The organism is Streptomyces nodosus (genome assembly GCF_008704995.1).
GTDB lineage: Bacteria > Actinomycetota > Actinomycetes > Streptomycetales > Streptomycetaceae > Streptomyces > Streptomyces nodosus.
On the sequence record NZ_CP023747.1, the window covers coordinates 3,405,519 to 3,430,356 of the forward strand.

Consider the following 24,838-nt stretch of genomic DNA (forward strand, 5'->3'; position numbering starts at 1 on the left):
GAGGGGCACGTATGTCCGGACTGATCGATACCACGGAGATGTATCTCCGCACCATCCTCGAGCTGGAAGAGGAAGGCGTGGTCCCCATGCGCGCCCGGATCGCCGAGCGGCTCGACCAGAGCGGGCCGACGGTCAGCCAGACCGTGGCGCGGATGGAGCGCGACGGACTGGTGGCCGTCGCCCCCGACCGGCATCTGGAACTCACCGACGAGGGCCGTCGTCTGGCCACCCGGGTGATGCGCAAGCACCGTCTCGCCGAGTGTCTGCTGGTCGATGTGATCGGCCTGGAGTGGGAGCAGGTGCACGCCGAGGCATGCCGCTGGGAGCATGTGATGAGCGAGGCGGTCGAGCGCCGGGTGCTCGAGCTGCTGCGTCACCCCACCGAGTCGCCGTACGGAAACCCGATTCCGGGTCTGGAGGAGCTGGGCGAGAAGGACGGCGCGGACCCGTTCCTGGACGCGAGCATGGTGTCCCTGGCCGAGCTGGACCCGGGCACGGGCGGCAAGACGGTGGTCGTACGGCGTATCGGCGAGCCCATCCAGACGGACGCCCAGCTGATGCACACCCTGCGCCGGGCGGGCGTGCAGCCCGGCTCGGTGGTGAGTGTGACGGAGTCCGCGGGCGGTGTCCTGGTCGGCAGCGGCGGCGAGGCGGCCGAGCTGGAGGCGGACATCGCGTCCCATGTCTTCGTGGCCAAGCGCTAGCACGGTCTTCGTGACCAAGCATTAGCACGACGGCCCCGCCCGGCGGCCGGGACCAGCACCGATGGTCCCGGGCGGGTGTCGGCACCCTGAGCCTTCCGGTGATTTCATCGGATCAACTCCTGCGACTTCAGGGGTTGTTGTGATGATTCCGCGATCTTTCTGCAACCAAGATTCAGTGTGCGGAACCGCAGCGTTCGGACGGCTTACGTGCGAGGCTGTTGCGTGAGGCATATGACCTGAGGGCTCTTGGCCATGGGTGACAGCGATGTCACCCCACCGGGGAGGGGGCGCACGGATGTGCCGCGGACAGGGGAAGGGCCCCGGCGCCGTGGGCGCCGGGGCCTGTCCTCCCCAGTTCCGACCTGGAGCCCCGAGCTCTCAAGGTCGTCCCCCCTCGGACCGTTTTCCCCGAGCGGTCCGCCCCCCGCTGAAGATCTCCCCGCGGAATCCACGGCCAATCCTCGGGGGACGTCACTCGAAGGAGGGGTGTTGCCTCCGGAAACGGCATTTTCGAATGACTATTCGATAGCGTGGGGTGACCGGTCAGTACGACGAGCTCAGGGACCGGCCGCCCGGCGCGGCGGCACACGGCCCGAGCGGAGCAGGGGGGTGCCAGAACGATGGTGCGGCGCATCGACGTGACCGGTGCGGGCGGCGTACGCCTCGCCGCCTGGGATTTCGCCGACCCGCCCCGAGCCGGGGAGGGCGACCGGGCGCCGGGAGTGCTGTTACTGCACGGCCTGATGGGGCGCGCCTCGCACTGGGCGCCCACCGCCCGCCGGCTCTCCGAGCGGCATCGCACCGTCGCACTCGACCAGCGCGGCCACGGCCAGAGCGAGAAGCCGCCCGAGGGGGAGTACACCCGGGAGGCGTACATCGACGACGCCGAGGCGGCCCTCGAACAGCTGGGCCTCGCCCCGGCGGTCCTCGTCGGCCACGCCATGGGCGCGCTCACCGCCTGGCAGCTCGCCGCCAAGCGGCCCGACCTGGTGCGCGGGCTGGTCATCTGTGACATGCGGGCCTCGGCGCTCGGGGCCGCCTCGCAGCGCGAGTGGGAGAACTGGTTCAAGACCTGGCCGCTGCCCTTCGCCAGCCTCGCCGATGTACGGAAGTGGTTCGGCGAGGAGGACCCCTGGGTGGAGCGCCCCGACCCGGCCCGCGGAGAGTTCTACGCCGAGGTGATGACCGAGTCGGAGGACGGCTGGCGGCCCGTCTTCGAACCGGCGCAGATGCTGAAGTCCCGCGAGACCTGGGTGTATGACGCGCACTGGGAGGAGCTGGCGCAGGTGAGGTGCCCCGCGCTGGTGCTGCGCGGTCTGGACGGCGAGCTGGGCCGGGCGGAGGCCCAGGAGATGGTGCGGGTGCTGCCGGACGGCCGGTACGCGGAGCTGTCCGACGCCGGCCACTTCGTCCATCATGAGCAGCCGGAGGCCTGGCACTCGGCGATCGGACCGTTCCTGGCCGAGATCTTCGCGACCTGACCGAGCCGGCCCCGCCCGGGGCCGTCCCGCGAGGTCCGTCGGCCGCTCGGAAAAACAGTTGAATGCTCTCCGGGCCCTTCCTAAGGTGTGGGATACACGAGAAGGGAGGTGGTTCGGCAGATGTATGACAACCGGACGCGTGAGGTGGCTGCGGGCTAGCGGCCCGTCACCACATCCAGTGCGGTGCCGGACCAGCGCGCGAGACGGCGTGCAGCCGGCCCAATCCCAGCAGTCCACCCGACCCGCGAGTTCGCCGGCACGTCCGGCCGGCTCCCCGCCCTCAGGCGGAGGACCCGGACTCGCGGGTCGTCTGCGTTCACGGGCCGTCCGCGTTCGGGCGGACCCGGTGCGCATTCCCCGGCCTCAGGGGCTCAGTCGCTCCACCCTCCAGGTGCCGTCCGGTCGGGCCACATAGCGCAGCCGGTCGTGCAGCCGGTTCTCCCGGCCCTGCCAGAACTCGACCGTCAGGGGAGCGATACGGAAGCCGCCCCAGTGCGGCGGCACCGGGACCTGGGCGCCCTCCGGATAGCGGCTGCTCAGCTCCTCGTAGGCGGCGTCCAGCTCGTCCCTGGAGCGGATGACCGAGGACTGGGTGCTGGCCCAGGCGCCGAGCTGGGAGCCGTGCGGACGGGTACGGAAGTAGGCGGCGGTCTCGTCGCGGCCGGTGCGGCGCGCGGTGCCGGTGACGATCACCTGGCGGGCCATCGGATGCCAGGGGAACAGCAGCGAGACGGAGGGGTTGGCCGCCAGCTCCCGGGCCTTGCGGGAGTCGTAGTTGGTGTAGAAGACAAAGCCCTGTTCGTCGTACTGCTTCATCAGGACCGTGCGTGAACTGGGGCGGCCGTCGGCGTCCGCGGTGGAGACCACCATCGCGTTCGGCTCGAAGATCATCCCCGCCACGGCGGCCTGGGCGGCCTGCTTGAACCAGCGGGCGAACTGGTCCATCGGGCGGGAAGCCAGCGAGGACGCGTCGAGCCCCTCGGCGCGGTAGTGCGCCCGCATCTCGGCGGGGTCATGGGCCAGGTCCTCGACGGGGCCCTCGGCCGCGCGTTCGACGATGGGTTCGAGCTCGGGCTCCGCGGCGGAGCCGGCGGGGCGTCCCTCGGATTCGGATGCGGGTTCGTCCGGGAAGCGGTCGGTCACGCCGTCATCCTGCCGTATGCCCGCACGGTTTCCGCGGGGGGTATACCTCATCGCTGTGGCACTGAGTGCCGCAACCCCTCCCCAAAGATGGCACTCAGAGATATCGTGCAGATGCCACCGAGAACGCCGAGGACAGGGCGCCGGGGCGGAAACCCCTTCCCGTACCCCCACACCCGGCTCACGCTTCCCTCCCGTCGGTTCCTGAACGGAGCCGGGGGAAACCCATCGCATCCGCCGCACCATCACAAGGAGCCGCCTGATGTCCGACTTCGTACCCGGGCTCGAGGGAGTCATCGCGTTCGAGACGGAGATCGCCGAACCGGACAAGGAGGGCGGCGCCCTGAGGTACCGGGGCGTCGACATCGAGGACCTGGTCGGCCGTGTCTCCTTCGGCAATGTCTGGGGGCTGCTCGTGGACGGCGCCTTCGATCCCGGACTGCCGCCCGCCGAGCCCTTCCCGATCCCGGTCCACTCCGGTGACATCCGCGTGGACGTCCAGTCGGCGCTCGCCATGCTCGCCCCGGTGTGGGGTCTGAAACCGCTGCTGGACATCGACGCCGGGCAGGCCCGCGAGGACCTGGCGCGCGCCGCCGTCATGGCGCTGTCGTACGTCGCCCAGTCGGCCCGCGGGCAGGGGCTGCCGATGGTGCCGCAGCGGGAGATCGACAAGGCGGGCTCCATCGTGGAGCGGTTCATGATCCGCTGGCGGGGCGAGCCGGACCCCAGGCATGTCGCGGCCGTCGACGCCTACTGGACGTCCGCCGCCGAGCACGGCATGAACGCCTCCACCTTCACGGCCCGGGTCATCGCCTCCACGGGCGCCGATGTGGCCGCCGCACTGTCCGGGGCGGTGGGTGCCATGTCCGGACCGCTGCACGGGGGCGCGCCCTCCCGGGTGCTCGGCATGATCGAGGAGATCGAGCGGACGGGCGACGCGACGGCCTATGTGAAGCAGGCCCTGGACCGGGGCGAGCGGCTGATGGGCTTCGGCCACCGGGTGTACCGCGCCGAGGACCCCCGGGCGCGGGTGCTGCGCCGTACCGCCCGGGAGCTGGGCGCCCCTCGGTTCGAGATCGCCGAGGCGCTGGAGAAGGCGGCCCTGGAGGAGCTGCACAACCGCCGTCCCGACCGGGTCCTCGCCACCAATGTCGAGTTCTGGGCGGCCATCATGCTCGACTTCGCCCAGGTCCCCGCGCACATGTTCACCTCGATGTTCACCTGCGCCCGTACCGCGGGCTGGTCCGCGCACATCCTGGAGCAGAAGCGCACGGGCCGGCTGGTGCGCCCGTCCGCGCGCTATGTGGGCCCCGGCCCGCGCGGCCCCCAGGAGATCGAGGGCTACGAGAACATCTCGCACTGAACCGCCGGACCGCCGGGCCGGGCGGACAGCACCCGGCACCGGCACCGGCACCCGTCGTACGACGCCCGGCGCCCCCAGGGGGCCGGGCCCGACCCCCCGTGGGGTTGCGCCTCATACGCCGGTCAGCAGCTCCGCATGGTGGCGCTCGGCGGCCAGCGGATGCGCGCGCAACTTGCCCTTCAGCTCGTTGAATCCGTAATCCGCGTACAGCGGGTTGGCCGGGTCGTCGGTGATGCCGGGCGCGATGTCGGCGCCCGGGAAGGGCAGCGGTTCCACGCGGGCGTCGAGACGGGGGTTGTAGAAGAACGGCACGGAGAACCGCTCGGTGGCGCCGGGCGGGCTGACGACCCGGTGGTTGGTGGCCATCAGATAGCCGTCGGTCGCCACTTCCAGCAGCTCGCCCAGGTTGACCACGAAGGCGCCCTCGAGCGGCGGCACCTCGTGGAACAGTCCGTCCTCGCGCTGCACCTGGAGCCCGCCGATGCGGTCCTGGAGCAGCAGGGTGAGGAACCCGTAGTCCTTGTGCGCGCCCACGCCCTGGTCCGCTCCGTCGCCCGCGCTGCCGGGGTAGCGCACCAGCTTGAGGTGGGGGTGGGCGTGCTCGCCGAAGACCGGGTCGTAGAAGTCGGGGGGTGCGCCGATCGCGGCGAGCAGTTCATGCAGCAGCCGCTGGGCCACCTCGCTGAGCCGGTCGATCCAGGCGAGTGCGGCGGTGCGCAGCCCGGGGAGGGCGGCGGGCCACTGGTTGGGGCCCTGGAGCCACCAGTAGGCGGGCTCGCCGGGGCCGGGCACCCGGGCGGGGCGTTCGGCGCCTATGTCGAGCTGGTCGCGCCAGTCGCGGGTGCCTCCGGTGCGTTCGTCGCCGGTGCGCGTATAGCCGCGGAAGTGCGGCGAGTTGACGTTGTCCAGGGCGAGGCGGTCGGCTTCCGGCAGGGCGAAGAAGGCATGCATGGCGTCGAGCAGGGCATCGGTCTCGGCCCGGGTGACGCCGTGCCCGACCAGCTGGAAGAAGCCCACATCATGGGCGGCGCTGTGCAGTCGGGCATGGAGCTCCGCCCGGTCCCGGGGGCCGCGGTCGGCCGCGGAGAGGTCGATGATCGGGAGTTGGTCGTACGACGGGTTCGTCATGAGAGGCGTCCGCAGGGTGTACGGGGGCACGGGCGGCCGCCGAAGGGTGGGGCGGGGCCCGGGTGCCAGGTGAAGGGGAAAGAGGGGCTGGATCAGGCGATGCGCCGACAGCCCATGCTCGTGACGCGTCCGTAGTCCACGTGGCGGCGTCGGACGAGCATCGGAGGCATGGGGTCAGGGTACTGCCGGACTCCCGGTGCGTATGTGTCGTGGTTCACAGCCGTCGGCGGTCCGGTCGGCGGGACGAGGACCGGGAGGGCGTGGTCAGTCCAGCGCCTCGGCCACCAGCGTCGCCCACTGGGCCACCACCCGCTCGCGGCGGGCCCCGTCGTCGGTGAGCAGATGGGCGAGGCCGAGGCCACGGGCCAGGTCGAGCAGTCCCTGGACCGTCTCGCGGACGCCGGGGCGGGACTCGTCGGCGCCCAGCAGTTCGACGGCGATGCGATGGGTCTCGCGGCCGACGCGGGCCTCCAGTTCGGTGACCCGGGGGCGCAGCCGGTCCTCGTCGCAGGCGGCGACCCAGAGATGCAGGGCGGCCCGGAACAGCGGCCCGGTGTACAGGTCCACCAGGGCGGCGACGACCGCGCGGCGATCGGCCGTGCCCTCGGGGAACAGGGCCCGCAGGGCGGTGGAGCGTTCCTCGGCGACATACTCCACGGCCGCGGTGAACAGGTCCTCCCGGGTCGGGAAGTGGTGCTGGGCGGCGCCCCGGGAGACCCCGGCGTGCTCGGCGACCACCGAGACCGTGGAGCCCGCCCAGCCGTGTTCGGCGAGGCAGGCCACGGCGGCCTCGAGCAGCCGCTGCCGGGTGGCCCGGCTGCGGTCCTGCTTGGGGCCGCGTTCGACCGTGTTCACACCACCCATGTGGGATCCCGTCGTTCGAGGAAGGCCGTCGCCCCCTCGCGGGCCTGCGGAGAGGCGAACAGCCGGGCCGAGAGCGCGGTCAGGGCGTCCGCGTCCCGGTCGAAGGTCTGAAGCACAGTAGCCGTGAGCAGTCGTTTGGTCTCGGCCAGGCCCTGGGGGGAGGCCCTGCGCAGTCCGTCGAGCACCGGTGCGAGCACCTCGTCGACGTCCGCACCGGCCGCGGTGAGCAGCCCGGCGCGCACGGCCTCGGCGGCGTCGAGGCGTTCGCCGGTGAGGCAGTGGCGGGCCAGCGCGCGCGGGTCCGCGCGGGGCAGCAGCGGAAGGGAGATCACGGCGGGGGCGAGGCCGATCCGCACCTCGGTGAAGGCGAAGGTGGCCGCGGTGGAGGCGACCGCGATGTCACAGGCGCCCAGCAGTCCGAGTCCGCCCGCCCGGACATGCCCGTCCACCCGGGCGACGACCGGGACGGGCAGTTCGACGATCCCCCGCATCAGCTCGACCAGCGCCTCCGGGCGCGGCGGATCGCGCAGATCGGCGCCCGCGCAGAAGGTGTTCCCGGCGTGGGTGAGGACGACGGCGCGGGTGCCGCGGTCCCCGCCGCAGCGGGCCAGCGCCTCGGCCAGGGCGTCGGCGAGCGCGGCCGACAGGGCGTTGCGGCGGGCGGGCGCGTCCAGGGTGAGGGTGGTGATGCCGCGCTCCCGCGCGGTGCGTACGAGTTCCGTCATCTCCGCTCCCCGAGGTGCGGTCAGTAGGACTTCGGCAGGCCCAGGGTCTGGTGGGAGACATGGTTGAGGATCATCTCCCGGCTCACCGGCGCGATCCGGGTCACCCGTGCGGCCGTGATGAGCGACGCGAGCCCGAACTCGCGGGTGAGGCCGTTGCCGCCGAGGGTGTGCACCGCCTGGTCGACGGCCCTCACACAGGCCTCTCCGGCCGCGTACTTGGCCATGTTGGCGGCCTCCCCGGCGGCGAGGTCGTCCCCGGAGTCATGGAGGAGGGCGGCCTTCTGCATCATCAGCCGGGCCAGTTCGAGGTCGATGTGCGCCTGGGCAAGGGGGTGGGCGATCGCCTGGTGGGCGCCGATGGGCCGCCCCCAGACGGCCCGCTCCCGGGCGTACTCCACGGCCCGGGCCAGGGCGTGGCGGCCCATGCCGATCGCGAAGGCGGCGGTCATCACCCGCTCGGGGTTGAGCCCGGCGAACAGCTGGAGCAGCCCCGCGTTCTCGTCGCCGACGAGTGCGTCGGCGGGAAGCCGCACCTCGTCCAGGGTGAGTTCGAACTGCTTCTCGGCCGCGTGGAGTTCCATGGCGATGGGCCGCCGCTGGAAGCCCTCGGCGTCGCGCGGGACGATGAACAGGCAGGGCTTGAGGCGGCCGGTGCGGCCCTCTGGTCCGGACGCGGTCTCGGTGCGGCCCACGATCAGCACCGCATCGGCGGTGTCCGCCCCGGAGATGAACACCTTGCGGCCGGTGAGCAGCCAGTCGCCGCTGTCCGGGTCGCGGCGGGCGGTGGTGGTGATGCGGTGGGAGTTGGAGCCGGCGTCGGGTTCGGTGATGCCGAAGGCCATGGTGCGGGTGCCGTCCGCGAGGCCCGGCAGCCAGCGCTCCTTCTGGGCGTCGGTGCCGAAGCGGGCGATCACCGTGCCGCAGATGGCGGGCGAGACGACCAGCATCAGCAGGGGGCAGCCCGCGGCGCCCAGTTCCTCCAGGACGATGGAGAGTTCGGCGATCCCGGCGCCTCCGCCCCCGTACTCCTGCGGAAGGTTCACCCCGAGATAGCCGAGTTTCGCGGCCTCGGCCCAGAGTTCGGTGGGCCGGCCGCCGGCGGCGACGACGCCGGTGAGGTAGTCACGGCCGTAGCGCCTGCCGAGGGCGGCCACGGCCGAGCGGAGGGCCTGGTGCTCTGCGGTTTCCATGACGGGGCTCATGCCGGCCTCCTGGGCTGGTCCGGTCCGTTGGGTGGTGCGTCTAGTGCGGGGTCTCGGTGTCCACCACGGCCAGCAGGGCGCCGACCTCGACCTGGAGGCCGGGGGCGGCGTACAGGGCCCTGAGGGTGCCCGCGGCCGGTGCGGAGATGGTGTGCCGCATCTTCATCGCCTCCAGCCAGACCAGGGGCTCCCCGGCCCGTACGGGGTCTCCTGCGGCCAGGTCCTCGGCGACCCGGACGACCGTGCCGGGCATGGGGGCAAGCAGCGAGCCGGGGGCGTGGTCGGGGGCGGGCTCGGGGAAGCGGGGCAGGGCGGTGAGCACCGTCCCTCCGACATGGACCCGGTCGCCGTATCGCGCCACCTCGAACCTCCGCCGGACGCCGTCCACTTCGAGGACCACCAGGCGGTCGTCGGCGTGCACCACCCGCACCCCGTCCGCGCCCTCCGCCTCCAGGCCCGTACGGGTGTGGCGGTAGCGCACCTCGTGCTCCTCGCCCGCCATCAGATAGCGCTTGAGCTGCCCCTGCGAGGGCAGATTGCGCCAGCCGCCGAACCGTGAGCGCCCGTGCGCGTCCGCCAGCGCCGCAGCCAGGGGTGCGTACGGATCGGGTGCCGGGGCGGTCAGCGCGGGCAGCCGGCGGTCGTAGAAGCCGGTGTCCGTCCGGGCGGCGGTGAACTCCTCGTGGCGCAGGGACCGGACCAGCAGCTCACGGTTGGTCACCGGTCCGTGGACCGTGGCCCGCTCCAGCGCTCCGGCCAGCCTGCGGACCGCCTCGGCGCGGGTCGGGGCGTGGGCGACGGCCTTGGCGATCAGGGAGTCGTAGTGGACCCCGATCGTGTCGCCGTCCGCGTACCCGGTGTCCAGCCGCACCCCCGGGACGGCCAGGCGGTGCAGGGTGCCGGTCCCCGGGGCCCATCCACGCGCCGGGTCCTCGGCGTACAGCCGGGCCTCGACCGCATGCCCCCGGGCACGGGGCGGCTCACCCTCCAGGGCCGCCCCTTCCGCGATCCGGATCTGGAGGGCCACCAGGTCGATGCCGAACACCGCCTCGGTGACCGGGTGTTCCACCTGGAGCCGGGTGTTCATCTCCAGGAAGTGCGCCCGGCCGTCGGCGACCAGGAACTCCACCGTCCCGGCCCCCACATGGCCGGCGGCGCGGGCCGCCCGTACCGCCGACTCACAGAGGGAGGCGATGAGTTCGGGTGCCAGGCCGGGCGCCGGAGCCTCCTCGATCACCTTCTGGTGGCGGCGCTGGAGCGAGCAGTCGCGGGTGCCGAGCGTCCAGATCGTGCCGTGGGTGTCGGCGAGAAGCTGCACCTCGACATGGCGTCCGTCCTCGATGTAGGGCTCGACGAACACCTCGTCGTCGCCGAACGCGCTCAGCGCCTCCGCGCGCGCGGCCGCCAGTTCGGCGTCCAGGGCGTCCAGCTCCCGCACCACCCGCATCCCGCGTCCGCCGCCGCCCGCCGCCGCCTTGACCAGCACGGGCAGATCGGCGGCGGTGACCGTGGTCAGCGGCTCCAGGCCCATCAACTTCTTGGCGCGGGTCTTGGAGGCCATCGCCTCGATCGCCTCCGGCGGCGGTCCAACCCACACCAGGCCCGCGTCGAGCACCGCGCGCGCGAAGCCGGCGTTCTCGGAGAGGAAGCCGTAGCCCGGGTGCACGGCGTCGGCCCCGGCCGCGAGGGCCGCCCGCACGATCGGATCGCCGCGCAGATAGGTGTCCGAGGGCGCCGCCCCCGGCAGCCGTACCGCCGCGTCGGCCAGGCGGACGTGCAACGCCTCGGCGTCGGCGTCCGAGTGCACGGCGACGGTACGGATGCCCTGTTCACGGCAGGTACGGAAGACGCGGCAGGCGATCTCACCGCGGTTGGCCACCAGCAGGGAAGTGATCATGGGCCTCACATCCGGAAGACGCCGAATCCGCCACGCGCGCCCTGGTAGGGCGCGGTGTGGATCGCGGACAGGCACAGGCCGAGGACGGTGCGGGTGTCGCGGGGGTCGATGACCCCGTCGTCGTACAGCCGCCCGGACAGGAACATCGGCAGGGACTCGGACTCGATCTGCTGTTCCACCATGGCGCGCAGGGCGGCGTCCGCGTCCTCGTCGTACGGACGGCCCTTCGCCGCGGCCGACTGCCGGGCCACGATCGACAGCACCCCGGCGAGCTGCTGCGGGCCCATCACGGCGGACTTGGCGCTGGGCCAGGCGAACAGGAAGCGGGGATCGTACGCCCGCCCGCACATCCCGTAGTGCCCCGCCCCGTAGGAGGCGCCCATCAGCACGGACAGATGCGGGACCCGGCTGTTGGACACCGCGTTGATCATCATCGCGCCGTGTTTGACGATGCCGCCCTGCTCGTACTCCCGGCCGACCATATAGCCGGTGGTGTTGTGCAGGAACAGCAGCGGGATGTCGCGCTGGTCGGCCAGCTGGATGAACTGGGCCGCCTTCTGGGACTCCTCGCTGAAGAGCACGCCCCGGGCGTTGGCCAGCACCCCGAGCGGATAGCCGTGCAGGGTGGCCCACCCGGTGGTGAGGCTCGTCCCGTACAGCGGCTTGAACTCGTCGAAGTCGGAGTCGTCGACGACCCGGGCGATGACCTCCCGCGGATCGAAGGGCACCTTCAGATCTTCGGGCACGATCCCGAGCAGTTCCTCCGGGTCGTGGCGGGGCGGGCCCGCGGGACCGGGATCGGGGTACGCCTTGCGGTGGTTGAGACGGGCGACCACCCGGCGGGCCTGCCGCAGGGCGTCCCGTTCGTCGAGGGCGTAGTGATCCGCGAGGCCCGACACCCGGGCATGCATCTCGGCGCCGCCCAGGGACTCGTCGTCGCTCTCCTCCCCGGTCGCCATCCGCACCAGGGGCGGCCCGCCGAGAAACACCTTGGCGCGCTCCTTGACCATGATCACGTGGTCGGACATGCCGGGGATGTACGCGCCGCCGGCGGTGGAGTTGCCGAGGACGACCGCCACGGTGGGGATCCCGGCGGCGGACAGCCGGGTGAGGTCGCGGAAAACCGCGCCGCCAGGGATGAAGATCTCCTTCTGGGAGGGCAGATCGGCGCCGCCCGACTCCACCAGGCTGATGCACGGCAGCCGGTTGGCGAACGCGATCTCATGGGCGCGCAGGGCCTTCTTCAGGCTCCAGGGGTTGCTGGCGCCGCCCCGCACGGTCGGGTCGTTGGCGGTGATCAGGCATTCGACGCCCTCGACCACCCCGATGCCGGTGACCAGGGAGGCGCCGACCGGGTAGTCGCTGCCCCAGGCGGCGAGCGGGGACAGTTCCAGGAACGGGGTGTCGGGGTCGAGCAGTAGTTCGACGCGTTCACGGGCCGTCAGTTTGCCGCGGGCCCGGTGCCGTTCGAGGTACGCCTCCCCTCCCCCGGCCAGTGCCTTGGCATGCTCGGCGTCCAGGGCGGCGAGCCGGTCCAGCATGGCGGCGCGACGGGCGCGGTAGTCGGGGCCGTGGACGTCCAGGGTGGACGCGAGGACCGTCACAGCAGGGCCTCCGGCAGGTCGAGATGGCGGGAGCGCAGCCATTCGCCCAGGCCCTTGGCACCCGGGTCGAAGCGGTGCTGCGCGGCGACGCCCTCGCCGAGGAGCCCCTCGACGACGAAGTTCAGGGCGCGCAGATTCGGCAGCACATGGCGGACGACGGTCAGACCGGCGGTCTCCGGCAGCAGGGTGCGCAGCCGGTCGACGGTGAGGGTGTGGGCGAGCCAGCGCCAGGCCTCCTCGGTGCGCACCCACACCCCGATGTTGGCGTCTGCGCCCTTGTCCCCGCTGCGGGCCCCGGCGACGCGTCCGAGGGGAGCGCGCCGGGTCGGTCCCGGGGGCAGGGGTTCGGGCAGGGGCGGCTGAGGCACCTCGGCGAGGGGACAGGTGCCGGGGGCCGGGGGCACGGGGATCCGCCGCCCGTCGGGGAGCACCGCCATCTGCCGCACGGCACCGCGGTCCACGAAGGCAGCCTCGAAGACCCCGTAGGGCGTGCCCTTGCCCGGGGGCGCGACCAGATGGAAGCCGGGGTAGCTCGCCAGCGCCAGCTCGACGGCGGCGCCGCCGATCGCCCGGCCCACCCTCTCCTGGTCGGGGCCGCGCACCACCAGCCGGAGCAGGGCGCCGGCCGTCTCCTCGGTGGGGGCGTCGGGGTGGTCGGTACGGACGAGGTCCCAGCGCACGCGCACCCCGGAACTCCCCTCTGCTCCGGCGGAGTCGGAAGCCCCCGGGACGATCCCGGCGGCTGCCAGGGCGGCCTCCATCTGGTCCCTGACCAGCGCGGCCTTGGCCTCGATGTCGAGTCCGGTCAGCACGAAGACGACCTCGTTGCGGTAGCCGCCGAGACGGTTGACGCCGACCTTGAGCGCCGGGGGCGGGGCCTCGCCGCGCACCCCCCGGACGCGCACCCGGTCGGGCGCCTCCCGGGTGAGCCGGACCGTGTCGAGGCGGGCGGTGACATCGGGCCCGGCATAGCGGGCGCCGGCCGTCTCGTAGAGGAGCTGCGCGGTGACCGTGCCGATGTCCACCACACCGCCGGTGCCGTCGTGCTTGGTGATGACGCTGCTGCCGTCCTCATGGAGTTCGGCGAGCGGGAAACCGGGCCGGCGCAGCAGTTCGGACGGATGGTCGGTGAAGAAGGCGTAGTTGCCGCCGGTGGCCTGGGCCCCGCACTCCAGGATGTGCCCGGCGACCATCGCGCCGGCCAGCCGGTCGTACTCCCCGGCTCCCCAGCCGAAGTGGGCGAGGGCGGGCCCGGTGACGAGCGCGGCGTCCGTGACGCGTCCGGTGACCACCACATCGGCTCCCTCGCGCAGACAGGCGGCGATGCCCTGGCCGCCCAGATAGGCATGGGCGGCCAGGGCGCCCGGAAAGGAGGCGGTGAGGTCGTCGCCCTCGACATGGGCGACGCGTACGGGAATGCCGAGACGGTCCGCCGACTTCCGTACGGCGTCGGCGAGTCCGGCCGGGGCGAGGCCGCCCGCGTTCGTCACGATCCGCACGCCCCGCTCCCGGGCGAGGCCCAGGCACTCCTCCAACTGGCCGAGGAAGGTGCGCGCATAGCCCCCTGCGGGGTTCTTCAGGCGGTCGCGGCCGAGGATCAGCATCGTCAGCTCGGCGAGATAGTCGCCGGTGACGATGTCCAGGGGACCGCCGGTGAGCATCTCCCGCAGGGCGTCGAAACGGTCGCCGTAGAAGCCGGAGGCATTGCCTATGAGCAGGGGGCGGTGTGCCGCCGGGCCGCCGGTCACGGGGCCGCACCGGGGCGGCGGGGCGACATGGACCGGCCGGGCGGGGCGGGTTGGACAGGCGGGACGAACCGGCCCGGCGGGGCGGGCGGGCCGCACGGTCCGTCGGGCTCCCGGGCGCCGTACTCGTCGGTCACGGGCGGTGCGTCGGACACGGTGCGCTCCCCTCGGGGGACGGCGGTGTGCCTGGGGAGCATGGCAGCGGCCCCGGAAACAAGCAAGCGTGCTTGCATGAATTTCCGGCCGCGGCGTCCGGGACGGGCCGGGCCGGGGAGATACAGGGGAGGCGCCGGGGCGACATCGGGGAGGCGCCGGGGAGGCGCCGGGGAGGCGCCGCAGGCACACCCCCAGCACACCCCGAGCAGAACCCCTGGACAAGTCCATTACCCTGGACCCACAGGTACAGCATGCTGAACAAACTCCACGTCGACTGAACTGGAAGGCCCCGTGAACACCCCCAGCTCCGCCCCCTCCACCCCGGCCCCGGTGGCCGCCGCGCCGGACTCCGCGCCCCCGGCGCCCGGCGGACCGCCCCGGCGGGGTTCCCTGGGGCCGGTGGGGCTGGTGCTCGCCGGGGGCGTCTCCGTGCAGTTCGGCGCCGCCCTCGCGGTGAGCCTGATGCCACGGGCCGGTGCGCTCGGCGTCGTCACCCTGCGGCTCGTGGTGGCGGCCGTCGTCCTGTTGCTGGTCTGCCGCCCCAAGCTGCGCGGGCACTCGCGCGCCGACTGGGGAACCGTGGTGGTCTTCGGCATCGCCATGGCCGGGATGAACGGCCTCTTCTACCAGTCCGTGAACCGCATTCCGCTGGGCCCCGCGGTCACCCTGGAGGTGCTCGGCCCGCTGGCCCTGTCGGTGTTCGCCTCCCGCCGCGCGGTGAATCTGCTCTGGGCGGGGCTCGCCCTGGCCGGGGTCTTCCTGCTCGGCGGTGGAGGCTTCGGGGACCTGGATCCGGCGGGCGTCGCCTTCGCGCTCTCCGCGGGCGCGATGTGGGCGGCCTACATCGTCTTCAGCGCCCGTACCGGACGGCGCTTCCCGCAGGCCGACGGGCTCGCGCTCGCGATGGCGGTGGCCGCGGTGCTCTTCGTGCCGCTGGGGATCGCCGAGTCGGGCTCGAAGCTGCTGGTGCCGACGACGGTCGGGCTCGGCGCGGCCGTGGCGGTGCTCTCCTCGGTCCTTCCCTACACCCTGGAACTCCTCGCCCTGCGCCGTCTGCCGGCCTCCACCTTCGCGATCATGATGAGCCTGGAACCGGCCATCGCGGCGACCGCGGGCTTCCTGATCCTCGACCAGGCCCTGACCGCGCTCCAGGCGGTCGCGATCGTGCTGGTCATCGCGGCCAGCATGGGAGCGGTACGGACCCAGGTCGGCCGGGGCGGACCGCCCGCGCAGCCGGAGGCCTGAACGGGGCCGGCCGGCACCACCGGCTCAGCGGCACGCTACCCCTGCGATACGGCGCCCTGTGCGGCGAAAGGGCGCTCGGGAGACCCCGGGCGGTCACCGCCTGACCGCCGGTGCCGGCCCTCGAAACCGAGCAGGCCCACGGGGGGCCGACGGCGGAGACCGTCCCTACCGCCAGGGGTTCACCGCCCCGGCGCCCCTTCCGAACGGTCAATCGGGACGCCCCCGGCGGTCCACCACCTGACCGCCCGTGCCGCCCCTCGAAACCGAGCAGGCCCGGGCAACCGACGGCGGACACCGTCCCTACCGCCAGGAGTTCACCGCCCCGGCGCCCCTTCCCCGGTCCCCTCCGGGCCGTCGAGGCCCTGGGCCAGGGCCTCTGCCAGATGCCGTGCTCTGCGGCCCGCGAGCTGTTCCAGTTGGGTGCGGCAGGAGAAGCCGTCCGCGAGGACCACTGCGTCCCCGGGCGCCGACCGCACCGCCGGGAGCAGTTGCTCCTCCGCGCAGGCCGTCGAGACCTCGTAGTGGCCCCGGGTGAAGCCGAAGTCGCCCGCGAGCCCGCAGCAGCCACCGGCCAGTTCGCCGGTGAGGCCCGCCGCCGCGCGCAGCCCGCGGTCGGCCGCGTCGCCCAGCACCGCATGCTGATGGCAGTGGGTCTGACCGACCACCGGGCGGTCGACCCGCGGCGGTGTCCAGTCCGGGGCGTACCGCTCCAGGGCCTCCGCGAAGGTCACCACCGCGGCCGCCAGCCGTGGTGCGCGGGGATCGTCGTGCAGCAGCTCCGGGAGGTCGGTGCGGAGGGCGGCGGCACAGCTCGGCTCCAGGACGACCACCGGGAGACCGGCCGCCAGCACCGGTCCCATCAGGTCGAGCGTCCGGCGCTGCACGGTGCGGGCGTGGTCCAGCTGTCCCGTGGAGACATAGGTCAGACCGCAGCAGACACGGGCCCGGCGAGCGGCGAGCCGGCGCCCGGGACCGTCGTCCGCCACGGCCTCCCCGCGCACCGTCGGCGGCAGGTCCACCGTCAGGCCCGCCGCCTCCAGCACCCGTACGGCGGCCCGGCCCACGGTCGGCGTGAAGTGCTCCGTGAAGGTGTCCGGCCACAGGACCACCCGCGCACCGGCACCGGACGTCCTCCGGCCCCCCTGCTCCCGGGATCTCCGTGCCCACCAGCGGCTGAAGGTCTCCACGGCCGGGCGCGGGAGGTCCCGCTCGGGGGCGATCCCGCCCAGCCGTTTGCCGAGCGCCGCCAGCGGCCCCACCGACGCCAGGGCGCCCACCAGCCGAGCGGCGCGGGTGCGGTCGACCGCCCGCAGCCACACCGGCAGCCGTCCCATGGCGTAGTGCGCGGCCGGTCTGCGCCGCCCCGCGTAGTGATGGTGCAGGAACTCCGCCTTGTAGGTGGCCATGTCGACGCCGACCGGGCAGTCCGTGCGGCAGCCCTTGCAGGACAGGCACAGATCCAGCGCGTCCCGCACCTGCGGGGACCGCCAGCCGTCGGTGACCACCTCGCCCGCCAGCATCTCGTGCAGCAGCCGGGCCCGCCCGCGCGTGGAGTGCTCCTCCTCGCCGGTCGCCCGGAACGAGGGGCACATCACCGCGTCCCCGGACACCGTCGTCGTACGGCACTTGGCGACCCCCACGCACCGGCGCACCGCGGCCGAGAAGTCGCCGCCGTCCGCCGGATAGCCGAAGGCGACCTCCACCGGCTCCCGGGGCAGCACCGCGAACCGGAGGTTCTCGTCCAGCCGGTCCGGCCGCACCAGCATGCCCGGGTTGAGCAGGCCGTCCGGGTCCCAGAGGTCCTTGGCGCGCTCGAAGAGGGCCACCAGCTCCGGCCCGTACATCGCCGGGAGCAGCTCCGCCCGCGCCTGGCCGTCCCCGTGCTCCCCGGAGAGGGAGCCCCCGTGGGAGACGACCAGTGCGGCCAGGTCCTGGGAGAAGCGGCGGAAACGGGCGACGCCCCCGGGGGTCACCAGGTCGAAGTCGATCCGGACATGGATGCAGCCGTCCCCGAAGTGGCCGTAGGGCGCCCCGCGCAGACCGTACTCGGCCAGCAGGCGCCGGAAATCCCGGAGATAGGCGCCCAGTCGGGCCGGCGGCACCGCGCAGTCCTCCCAGCCGGGCCATGCCTCGGTGTCCGTCCCGGACCCGGGCCCCGGGGCGGGGATCCGGGTGGCCGCCCCGGCAGCATCCTCACGCAGCCGCCACAGCGCACGCTGTCCGGCCGGATCGGTGACCACCAGGGCATCCATGACCTCCGCGGCCCGGACGACCGACTGCGCCCGGGCGCGTGCCTCCGCCCCGCTCGCGCCGCCGGTCTCCACGAACAGCCAGGCGCCGCCCCTCGGCAGCCCCGCGGACGGCGGCACCAGATCGGCCGCCATGCCCTCCACGGTCAGCGGCCCCAGCGGCAGCAGCCCGGCCGCGGCCTCGGCGGCCGCGCTCTCGTCCGGATACGCCAGCACGGCGAGCGCGGTGGCTCGCGGCGCCTCGACCAGGCCGACCACCGCCTCGGTCAGCACCCCCAGCGTGCCCTCGGAACCGCACAGGAAGCGGGCCACATCCGCGCCCTTCTCCGGCAGCAGCGCGTCCAGGGCGTACCCGGAGATACGGCGCGGGAGGGCGGGGTAGCCCGTGCGCAGCAACGCCAGCTCGCCCTCCACCAGGTCCCGCAGCCCCTGGGGAGCGCCCTGCCAGGAACGGCCCGCTCTCAGCGCCTCGCCGCGCGCGGTGAGCACCGACAGCTCGCGCACGCTGTCCGCCGTGGTGCCCCAGGCCACCGAGTGGGAGCCGCACGCGTTGTTGCCGATCATTCCGCCGAGCGTGCAGCGGGCGTGGGTGGAGGGATCCGGGCCGAAACGCAGACCCTGGCGGGCGGCGGCCTCCTGGAGGCGGTCCAGGACGAGGCCCGGCTGCACCACCGCCGTGCGGGACCCGGGATCCAGGGACAGCAGCCGGTTCATATGCCGGGTGAAGTCGAGCACCACGCCCGTGCCCGTCGCCTGTCCGGCGATCGACGTACCGCCGCCGCGGGGGACGACCGGCACGCCGTGCGCACGGCACACGGCCAGCGTCGCGGCCACGTCGTCCGCGTCCCGGGGAGCCACCACGCCCAGCGGCACCCGACGGTAGTTGGACGCGTCCATGGTGTGCAGCGCCCGCGCCGTCGTCCCGAGATCGACCGTGCCGCGCACCGCCGCGCGCAGCTCGGCGGCCAGCGCGGCGCCGTCCACGCCCGGCGTCTCCCGCCGTCGCTTCCCCGTATCCGTCATGCTCCCAGGATGCCTCCGACCACTGACAGTGACCGTCCTGGGCGTGCCGCCATCCGCTTCTCGCACGATCGTATGATGAGTCCGGCAACGGGACGTGCTCGTTCCGTACGCCGACTCTCCTATAGTCACGCCTAGTTGATCACCCTCGGGACGCCGCTCCCTTTCTGGCCCCGCGCGCCCCGAACGTCCTGGACAAACCGAGGCCGACCGAGGACACCCTGCATGACCGCCCTCACGCCGTCAGGCGTACGCGCTAATCTCCGTGCCGTCGCACCCGCCGCCCTGGGCACCGCCGCGGTGGCGGGACTCGCCGTCGTCGCCGCGGTCCTGGCGGCGCCGACGACGGTCCGTGTCCCCCTGGCCTGGGGCGGCGGGGCCGCAGCCTTATCACTCTGTGTGACGGTCGCCCTCGCGGTCCACGGCACCCGGTCGGCGTCGCTGGCCCGCCGCCGGATCGACACCCTGGCTCAGGACGCGAGCCGGCTCCTTCAGGAACGGGCGCGGCTCGCCGAGGAGTTCGGCATCGAACGCAAGCAGCTGACGGACGGTCTGGTCGAGGAACGGGTCCGGCTGGCCGAGGAGTTCGCCCACGAACGGAAGCGGCTCATCAAGGAGTTCGCCCGGGAGCGGGCCCGTCTCACGGATGAGTTCGCCCGGCAGCGCGCCGAGCTGACCGAGGAGTCCGACCGCCGGCGCGACCGGCTCGCCTCCGATGTCGCCAAGCTCACCGCGGACCGGCTCCGCCTCGTCCAGCGCGTCCGCAAGACCGCGAACGCCCGGGACGCGGCGCTCGCCATGACCGCCAATGTGGCCGGCCGGATGCAGGCCCTGGCCACCGGCATGCTCGCCGACCTGCGCGCGATGGAGGAGCGGCACGCGGACGAGGACGTCCTCTCCGATCTGCTGCACCTCGACCACCACACCGCCCAGGCGGGCCGTCTCGCCGACTCCGTCGCCGTCCTCGCGGGCGCCCGCTCCGGCCGGCGCTGGGCGCGTCCCATCGTCATGGAGTCGATCCTGCGCGGCGCCATGGGCCGCATCAGCGGCTACCAGCGGATCCGTGTCCACTCCTCCAGCGAGGCCGCGGTCGCCGGTCACGCCGCCGAGGGTGTGATGCACGCGCTCGCCGAACTCCTGGACAACGCCGCGAACTTCTCCCCACCGACCGCCGAGGTCCATGTCTATGTCGAGGAGGTCCCGGCGGGGGTCATCGTCTCGGTGGAGGACGCGGGCCTGGTCATGGGCGAGGTGCAGCTGCGCCGCGCCGAGCGCGCGGTCTCCGGCGACGCGGAGCTGAGCATGCTCACCGGCACCCGGCTCGGTCTCACGGTCGTCGGCCGGCTCGCCCGCAAGCACGGGCTGCGGGTGTCCTTCCGGCCGTCGGCGCGCGGCGGCACGAGCGCCCTGCTGCTGATCCCGCACGCCGTCCTGACCCGGCCGACGCCGCCGCCCGCCACCGAGCCCGCCCCGGCACCGGCCGCTCGGACCGCGCCCGGCCGGCGCCCCTCGTACTCCGCCGCCCGCGCCGTCGAGGACCTCGGCCCCGGCCCGGTCCCGGCCCATGGGTCCCCCCGAACGGACTCCCCGGCGCACCGGCCGTCCGCGCACACGTCCACCCACAAGCCCGTGCACGACTCCGTACACGACTCCGCGCGCACGTCCGAGCGCACGTCCGTGCGCACCTCCGCGGACGACGTACCGGCGAAGGACGGCCCCGGCACCGGCGGTCTCCCCCGGCGCCGCCGCGGCCGGGCCCTCGCCGAGGCCGAACAGGTCCGCGACCGGGCCGCGGCCCGCTCCGCGCGCGAGCCGCGCACCCCCGACGAAGCCAAGGTCCGGGCCCCCCGCTTCGGCTCCTTCCGCGAGGCCGTCCGCGGCGCCCGGCCGGACCCGACCGCCCCCCAGGACACCACGGCCGAGACCGAGCCCCCGCAGAGGACGGCGCCCGCCACCCCCGAGGGAGCACACCCACCCGAGGCACCCGAACCCCACGCACCAGAGACAGCGGCAGCCGATCCCGTGCCGGAACCGACCGCACCGGAATCCGCCGCCACCCCCTCCCACCCGGAAGGCGACACCACTTCATGACCGCCACCACGACTGTCGACGAGAAGCTCACCTGGCTCATCGAGGGACTGCTGGAGCGCACCCCGGGTGCCCGGCACGCACTGGTGCTGTCCCGGGACGGGCTGAAGCTGTGCCGCACCCCGGAGCTCTCCGCCGACCAGGCCGACCAGTTGGCCGCGATCTCCGCCGGCATCCAGTCGCTGTCCCACGGCGCCTCCGTGGAGTTCGGCGACGGCAGCGGGGGCGTGCGCTCGGCGATGACCGAGTTCTACGGCGGAGTCCTGTTCATCGTGGAGGCGGGCGAGGGCGCCCATCTCGCCCTGGTCACCGGCGAGGACGCGGACGCGGGACTGGTCGGGCACAACATGAGCGAACTCGTGGAACAACTCGGCGCACACCTGAGCGCGCCGCCGCGGCAGTCATGAGCCGCCCCGGCAGGGACGACGCGCCCGACCGGCTGTACACCCTCACCGGGGGCCGCAGCCGGTCGGACGCGTCGGACCGGTGGGACGTGGTGACCCTCGTGGTCGCGGAGTGCGACCCGGTGTCCGGCCTGCAGTCGGAGCACGCCGCGATCCTGCGGATGTGCCGGCAGCCCACGGCGGTGGTGGAGATCGCCGCCGAACTGGGGCTGCCGGTGAGCATCATCAAGATCCTGCTCTCCGACCTGCTGGCCGCGGGCCGCGTCAGCGCCCGCCACCCCCGCACCGCGGCACTTCCCGATCCCGACTTCCTGGAGCAGGTGCTCGTTGGACTCCGCAACCTCTGACCGCCGCACTCCGCTGGGTGCCCAGGCGGACAACGGCCTGAAGATCGTGATCGTCGGCGGCCTCGGCGTCGGCAAGACGACCATGGTCCGCTCGGTGAGCGAGATCCGCCCGCTCAGCACCGAGGAGACGATGACCCGGGCCGGTGAGACCGTCGACGATGTGAGCGGGGTGCAGCACAAGGCCACCACCACCGTCGCCTTCGACTTCGGCCGTATCACCCTGGACTCGCACAATGTGCTGTATCTGTTCGGCGCGCCCGGGCAGGAGCGGTTCTGGTTCCTGTGGGACCGGCTCTTCTCCGGCGCGCTGGGCGCGGTCGTCCTCCTCGACACCCGGCGTATCGACGACTCCTGGTACGCCATCGACCGACTGGAGCGCCACGGCACGCCGTTCATCGTGGCCTGCAACGACTTCGGCGGCCCCCGGCACACCCCCGACGAGATCCGTGCGGCGCTCGACCTCGACCCCGACGTCCCGCTGATCGACTGCGACGCGCGGGAACGCGACTCCTCCAAACAGGTCCTGATCACGCTGGTCGAACATGTGCGGCAGTACTACGCCACCCAGACACCCCCGTCCGAACAGGAGCTGGTGTGACCCCCGCCCCCGTGCCCCTGAGCGGGCCCCGGTTCCAGGCCGAACCCGCCGTGCTCTACCGGGAGATGCGGCGCGAGCACGGTGCCGTGGCACCCGTGCTGCTCGACGCCGGCATCCCCGCGTGGCTGGTGCTCGGCTATCGCGAGCTGCATCAGGTCACCAGTGACCCGGTGCTCTTCAGCCGGGACTCCGGCCTGTGGAACCGGTGGGAGGACGTCCCCGACGACTGGCCGCTGCTGCCGGTGATCGGCCGGGGACAGTCCTCGATCATTCACACCGTCGGCGCCCGCCACCGCGAGCGCGCCGCGATGGTCAGCGCCGCGCTGGAGACCGTCGACCCCTACGAACTGCGCGCCCACGCCGAGCGGGTCGCCGACGAGCTGATCGACACGGTCTGCGGCGACGGTTCGGCGGATCTCGTCACCCAGTACGCGATGCTGCTGCCGGTCCGTGTCCTCGCGCGGCTGTACGGCTTCTCCGAGCAGCAGGGTCCCGAACTGGTCACCGCCCTCAACGACATGATCGACGGGCGGGAGCGGGCGATCGAGGGGCAGAGGCTGCTGGCCGCCTCCATGGCCCGGTTGCTGGCCGAGCGCAAGAAGGAACCGGCGGACGACGTGGTCTCGCGGATGCTCGCGGACGAGAACGGCTTCACCGACGAGGAGATCGTCCAGGACCTGATGGTGATGCTGGCCGCGGGCCACCAGCCGACCACGGACTGGATCGGCAACTCGCTGCGGCTGATGCTGACCGACGACCGTTTCGCCGCCTCCCTCTTCGGCGGGCGCAACAGCATCGCCGAGGCCATGAACGAGGTGCTGTGGGAGGACTCCCCCACCCAGAACGTCGCGGGCCGTTGGGCCTCCCGCGACATCCACCTGGGCGGCCGTCACATCCGCGCCGGCGATCTCCTGCTGCTCGGTCTCCAGGGCGCCAACAGCGACCCCCAGGTGCGCACCGACGGCTCCGCGCTCACCGGCGGCAACAACGCGCACTTCTCCTTCGGCCACGGGGAGCACCGCTGTCCGTGGCCCGCGCAGGAGCTGGCGGAGGTGATCGCGCGGACCGGGATCGAGGTGGTGCTCGACCGGCTGCCGGACATCGATCTCGCCGTTCCCGAGGCGGAGTTGACCCGCCGCTCCTCGCCGTGGCTGCGGGGCCTCACCGCGCTGCCGGTGACATTCACTCCGACCCCGGCGGTCGGAGGCCCTTCGGCCTGATCACCGGCGCCGGACCCGTTCGTCTCCGGACCTGTTCGTCTCCGGACCTGTTCGTCTCCGGACCTGTTCGTCTGTGGACCCGTTCGTCTCCGGCCTCGACGCCGAGAGCGCCGCCCGGCCGCGGAAGGCCGGGCCGCCGTCCGCCGGCCTCCGTGGCGCTGCCCGGCGGCGTACGCGTCGTCACCCGGGAAACGGCCATCACCCGGCAAACACAGGAGCGACGCCTCCCCCTTCCGCGCGGCCCGCATGCCCGCCCCGGGGCGGGCACCCCCCTTTGGACCCGGGCGGCCCGGCCCGTCCGAACCGGCGTGGCCCCGCCCGTCGTCCGGATCATGCCGGGCTCGCGGGGTCGCGGGCTCGCGACCCCTGTGGTTCCGTACGAATCCACGGACCGGAGGGAGTCGTCTCATCGAACGGACACGTTTCCGTCCGGTTTCTCCGAAGGACTACTCTCCGGTTCGTGGCTGATATCCAGATTCCCGCTGACATCAAGCCCGCCGACGGTCGTTTCGGCGCGGGTCCCTCCAAGGTGCGGGTCGAGGCGCTGGACGCCCTCGCCGCCACGGGTCGCTCCCTGCTCGGCACATCCCACCGCCAGGCCCCGGTCAAGAACCTGGTCGGCAAGGTGCGCGAGGGCATCAGCGAGCTGTTCCAGCTCCCCGACGGCTATGAGGTCGTCCTGGGCAACGGCGGCTCCACCGCGTTCTGGGACATCGCGACCCACGGTCTGATCGAGAACAAGTCGCAGCACCTCACGTTCGGCGAGTTCTCCTCCAAGTTCGCCAAGGCCGCGAAGCTCGCCCCATGGCTCGCCGAGCCGACGGTGATCTCCGCCGACCCCGGCACCCACCCCGAGCCGCAGGCCGAGGCGGGCGTCGACGTCTACGCCTTCACCCACAACGAGACCTCCACCGGTGTCGCGATGCCGATCCAGCGGGTCGCGGGCGCCGACGAGGGCGCCCTGGTCCTGGTGGACGCCACCTCCGGCGCCGGCGGCCTCCCGGTCGACATCGCCGAGACCGATGTCTACTACTTCGCCCCGCAGAAGTCCTTCGCCTCCGACGGCGGACTGTGGATCGGCGTCTTCTCGCCGGCCGCGATCGAGCGCGCCGAGCGGGTGCACGCCTCCGGCCGCCATGTCCCGGAGTTCTTCAGCCTCCCCACGGCGATCGACAACTCCCGCAAGAACCAGACGTACAACACCCCGGCCCTGGCCACCCTGTTCCTGCTGAACGAGCAGCTGGAGTGGTTCAACGGCCAGGGCGGCCTCGACTGGGCGGTGCGCCGCACCGCGACCTCGGCGCGCACGCTCTACGGCTGGGCCGAGGACATCAAGTACGCCAACCCGTTCGTCACCGACCCGGCCAAGCGCTCGCAGGTCATCGGGACGATCGACTTCACGGACGAGGTCGACGCGTCGGCCGTCGCCAAGGTGCTGCGCGCCAACGGCATCGTCGACACCGAGCCCTACCGCAAGCTCGGCCGCAACCAGCTGCGCATCGCGATGTTCCCGGCGATCGACCCGGCGGACGTCGAGGCGCTGACGCGCTGCGTCGACCATGTGATCGAGAAGCTCTAGACCGCGTCCGGCCCCGGTGTCCTGGAGGACACCGGGCAGGGACTTCGCCACTCCGACAAGGGGCGCCCGGTATGGACCG

At 73.2% G+C, this 24,838-nt stretch carries 19 protein-coding genes; 10 read left to right on the forward strand and 9 right to left on the reverse strand.

Going from position 1 to position 24,838, the window contains the following annotated elements; all coding sequences use genetic code 11:
* The first annotated feature begins 11 nt into the window (after positions 1-11).
* Together CP978_RS15335 and CP978_RS15340 are read left to right on the forward strand one after the other, a co-directional pair.
* Complete coding sequence (locus tag CP978_RS15335; RefSeq protein WP_043441254.1) at positions 12-704, forward strand: iron-dependent transcriptional repressor DtxR; 693 nt, start codon at positions 12-14, stop codon at positions 702-704.
* Between the two features lie 620 nt (positions 705-1,324).
* Positions 1,325-2,185, forward strand: coding sequence for an alpha/beta fold hydrolase (locus CP978_RS15340; protein ID WP_043441256.1), 861 nt, complete (start codon positions 1,325-1,327; stop codon positions 2,183-2,185).
* Between the two features lie 363 nt (positions 2,186-2,548).
* Here the strand turns inward: CP978_RS15340 and pdxH are convergent, their stop codons facing one another.
* Positions 2,549-3,187 (reverse strand): pyridoxamine 5'-phosphate oxidase, encoded by a 639-nt coding sequence (gene pdxH, locus CP978_RS15345; protein WP_052454572.1) that lies wholly within the window; start codon positions 3,185-3,187, stop codon positions 2,549-2,551.
* Between the two features lie 400 nt (positions 3,188-3,587).
* Between pdxH and CP978_RS15350 the strand changes: the two genes are divergently transcribed.
* On the forward strand, positions 3,588-4,688 hold the full coding sequence (locus CP978_RS15350) for a citrate synthase 2 (RefSeq protein WP_043441259.1): 1,101 nt from the start codon (positions 3,588-3,590) through the stop codon (positions 4,686-4,688).
* Between the two features lie 111 nt (positions 4,689-4,799).
* Here the strand turns inward: CP978_RS15350 and CP978_RS15355 are convergent, their stop codons facing one another.
* The 7 genes from CP978_RS15355 to CP978_RS15385 all read right to left on the reverse strand — a co-directional run bounded on the left by CP978_RS15355 (position 4,800) and on the right by CP978_RS15385 (position 13,856).
* Positions 4,800-5,816, reverse strand: coding sequence for an isopenicillin N synthase family dioxygenase (locus tag CP978_RS15355; protein WP_043441261.1), 1,017 nt, complete (start codon positions 5,814-5,816; stop codon positions 4,800-4,802).
* Positions 5,817-6,080: 264 nt separating this feature from the next.
* Complete coding sequence (locus tag CP978_RS15360) at positions 6,081-6,680, reverse strand: TetR/AcrR family transcriptional regulator (RefSeq protein WP_043441263.1); 600 nt, start codon at positions 6,678-6,680, stop codon at positions 6,081-6,083.
* Positions 6,668-7,405: an enoyl-CoA hydratase family protein gene (locus CP978_RS15365; RefSeq protein WP_043441265.1), complete on the reverse strand. Its 738-nt coding sequence runs from the start codon at positions 7,403-7,405 to the stop codon at positions 6,668-6,670. The genes CP978_RS15360 and CP978_RS15365 overlap by 13 nt, the downstream gene beginning before the upstream one ends.
* 20 nt (positions 7,406-7,425) lie before the next feature.
* Positions 7,426-8,607, reverse strand: a complete 1,182-nt coding sequence (locus CP978_RS15370) for an acyl-CoA dehydrogenase family protein (RefSeq protein WP_043441268.1) — start codon at positions 8,605-8,607, stop codon at positions 7,426-7,428.
* A gap of 40 nt (positions 8,608-8,647) precedes the next feature.
* On the reverse strand, positions 8,648-10,504 hold the full coding sequence (locus CP978_RS15375) for an acetyl/propionyl/methylcrotonyl-CoA carboxylase subunit alpha (protein ID WP_043441270.1): 1,857 nt from the start codon (positions 10,502-10,504) through the stop codon (positions 8,648-8,650).
* Between the two features lie 5 nt (positions 10,505-10,509).
* Entirely contained in the window at positions 10,510-12,108 is a 1,599-nt protein-coding gene (locus CP978_RS15380; protein ID WP_043441272.1) for an acyl-CoA carboxylase subunit beta, read from the reverse strand.
* Positions 12,105-13,856 carry an acyclic terpene utilization AtuA family protein gene (locus tag CP978_RS15385; protein ID WP_043441274.1) on the reverse strand — a complete coding sequence of 584 codons (1,752 nt, stop codon included), beginning with the start codon at positions 13,854-13,856 and terminating at the stop codon, positions 12,105-12,107. Before CP978_RS15385 ends, CP978_RS15380 begins: the two co-directional genes overlap by 4 nt.
* Before the next feature lie 444 nt (positions 13,857-14,300).
* On the opposite strand from CP978_RS15385, the gene CP978_RS15390 reads away from it, so the two are divergent.
* Positions 14,301-15,254 (forward strand): EamA family transporter, encoded by a 954-nt coding sequence (locus CP978_RS15390; RefSeq protein WP_043441276.1) that lies wholly within the window; start codon positions 14,301-14,303, stop codon positions 15,252-15,254.
* 314 nt (positions 15,255-15,568) lie between these two features.
* Here the strand turns inward: CP978_RS15390 and CP978_RS15395 are convergent, their stop codons facing one another.
* Entirely contained in the window at positions 15,569-18,526 is a 2,958-nt protein-coding gene (locus CP978_RS15395; RefSeq protein ID WP_052454135.1) for an FAD-binding and (Fe-S)-binding domain-containing protein, read from the reverse strand.
* Between the two features lie 222 nt (positions 18,527-18,748).
* Between CP978_RS15395 and CP978_RS15400 the strand changes: the two genes are divergently transcribed.
* From CP978_RS15400 to serC, 6 genes are all read left to right on the forward strand, one after another.
* Positions 18,749-20,614: an ATP-binding protein gene (locus CP978_RS15400; protein WP_043441279.1), complete on the forward strand. Its 1,866-nt coding sequence runs from the start codon at positions 18,749-18,751 to the stop codon at positions 20,612-20,614.
* Entirely contained in the window at positions 20,611-21,018 is a 408-nt protein-coding gene (locus CP978_RS15405) for a roadblock/LC7 domain-containing protein (RefSeq protein ID WP_043441281.1), read from the forward strand. Before CP978_RS15400 ends, CP978_RS15405 begins: the two co-directional genes overlap by 4 nt.
* Positions 21,015-21,362, forward strand: coding sequence for a DUF742 domain-containing protein (locus CP978_RS15410; protein WP_043441283.1), 348 nt, complete (start codon positions 21,015-21,017; stop codon positions 21,360-21,362). Before CP978_RS15405 ends, CP978_RS15410 begins: the two co-directional genes overlap by 4 nt.
* The gene (locus tag CP978_RS15415) at positions 21,343-21,960 is read left to right on the forward strand and encodes a GTP-binding protein (RefSeq protein ID WP_227745379.1); all 618 of its coding nucleotides are present in this window, start codon (positions 21,343-21,345) and stop codon (positions 21,958-21,960) included. The genes CP978_RS15410 and CP978_RS15415 overlap by 20 nt, the downstream gene beginning before the upstream one ends.
* Positions 21,957-23,180 (forward strand): cytochrome P450, encoded by a 1,224-nt coding sequence (locus CP978_RS15420; protein WP_043441285.1) that lies wholly within the window; start codon positions 21,957-21,959, stop codon positions 23,178-23,180. The genes CP978_RS15415 and CP978_RS15420 overlap by 4 nt, the downstream gene beginning before the upstream one ends.
* Positions 23,181-23,640: 460 nt before the next feature.
* The gene (gene serC / locus CP978_RS15425; RefSeq protein WP_043441287.1) at positions 23,641-24,759 is read left to right on the forward strand and encodes a phosphoserine transaminase; all 1,119 of its coding nucleotides are present in this window, start codon (positions 23,641-23,643) and stop codon (positions 24,757-24,759) included.
* The last annotated feature ends 79 nt before the right edge of the window (positions 24,760-24,838 follow it).

Excerpts from the sequence above, each read along its gene's own strand:
- CP978_RS15405 (WP_043441281.1), top strand. The coding sequence starts at position 20,611 with ATGACCGCCACCACGACTGTCGACGAGAAGCTCACCTGGCTCATCGAG.
- pdxH (WP_052454572.1), bottom strand. The coding sequence starts at position 3,187 with ATGCGGGCGCACTACCGCGCCGAGGGGCTCGACGCGTCCTCGCTGGCT.
- CP978_RS15340 (WP_043441256.1), top strand. The coding sequence starts at position 1,325 with ATGGTGCGGCGCATCGACGTGACCGGTGCGGGCGGCGTACGCCTCGCC.
- CP978_RS15350 (WP_043441259.1), top strand. The coding sequence starts at position 3,588 with ATGTCCGACTTCGTACCCGGGCTCGAGGGAGTCATCGCGTTCGAGACG.
- CP978_RS15355 (WP_043441261.1), bottom strand. The coding sequence starts at position 5,816 with ATGACGAACCCGTCGTACGACCAACTCCCGATCATCGACCTCTCCGCG.
- CP978_RS15410 (WP_043441283.1), top strand. The coding sequence starts at position 21,015 with ATGAGCCGCCCCGGCAGGGACGACGCGCCCGACCGGCTGTACACCCTC.
- CP978_RS15365 (WP_043441265.1), bottom strand. The coding sequence starts at position 7,405 with ATGACGGAACTCGTACGCACCGCGCGGGAGCGCGGCATCACCACCCTC.
- CP978_RS15360 (WP_043441263.1), bottom strand. The coding sequence starts at position 6,680 with ATGGGTGGTGTGAACACGGTCGAACGCGGCCCCAAGCAGGACCGCAGC.
- CP978_RS15375 (WP_043441270.1), bottom strand. The coding sequence starts at position 10,504 with ATGATCACTTCCCTGCTGGTGGCCAACCGCGGTGAGATCGCCTGCCGC.
- CP978_RS15400 (WP_043441279.1), top strand. The coding sequence starts at position 18,749 with ATGACCGCCCTCACGCCGTCAGGCGTACGCGCTAATCTCCGTGCCGTC.
- CP978_RS15335 (WP_043441254.1), top strand. The coding sequence starts at position 12 with ATGTCCGGACTGATCGATACCACGGAGATGTATCTCCGCACCATCCTC.
- CP978_RS15370 (WP_043441268.1), bottom strand. The coding sequence starts at position 8,607 with ATGAGCCCCGTCATGGAAACCGCAGAGCACCAGGCCCTCCGCTCGGCC.
- CP978_RS15395 (WP_052454135.1), bottom strand. The coding sequence starts at position 18,526 with ATGACGGATACGGGGAAGCGACGGCGGGAGACGCCGGGCGTGGACGGC.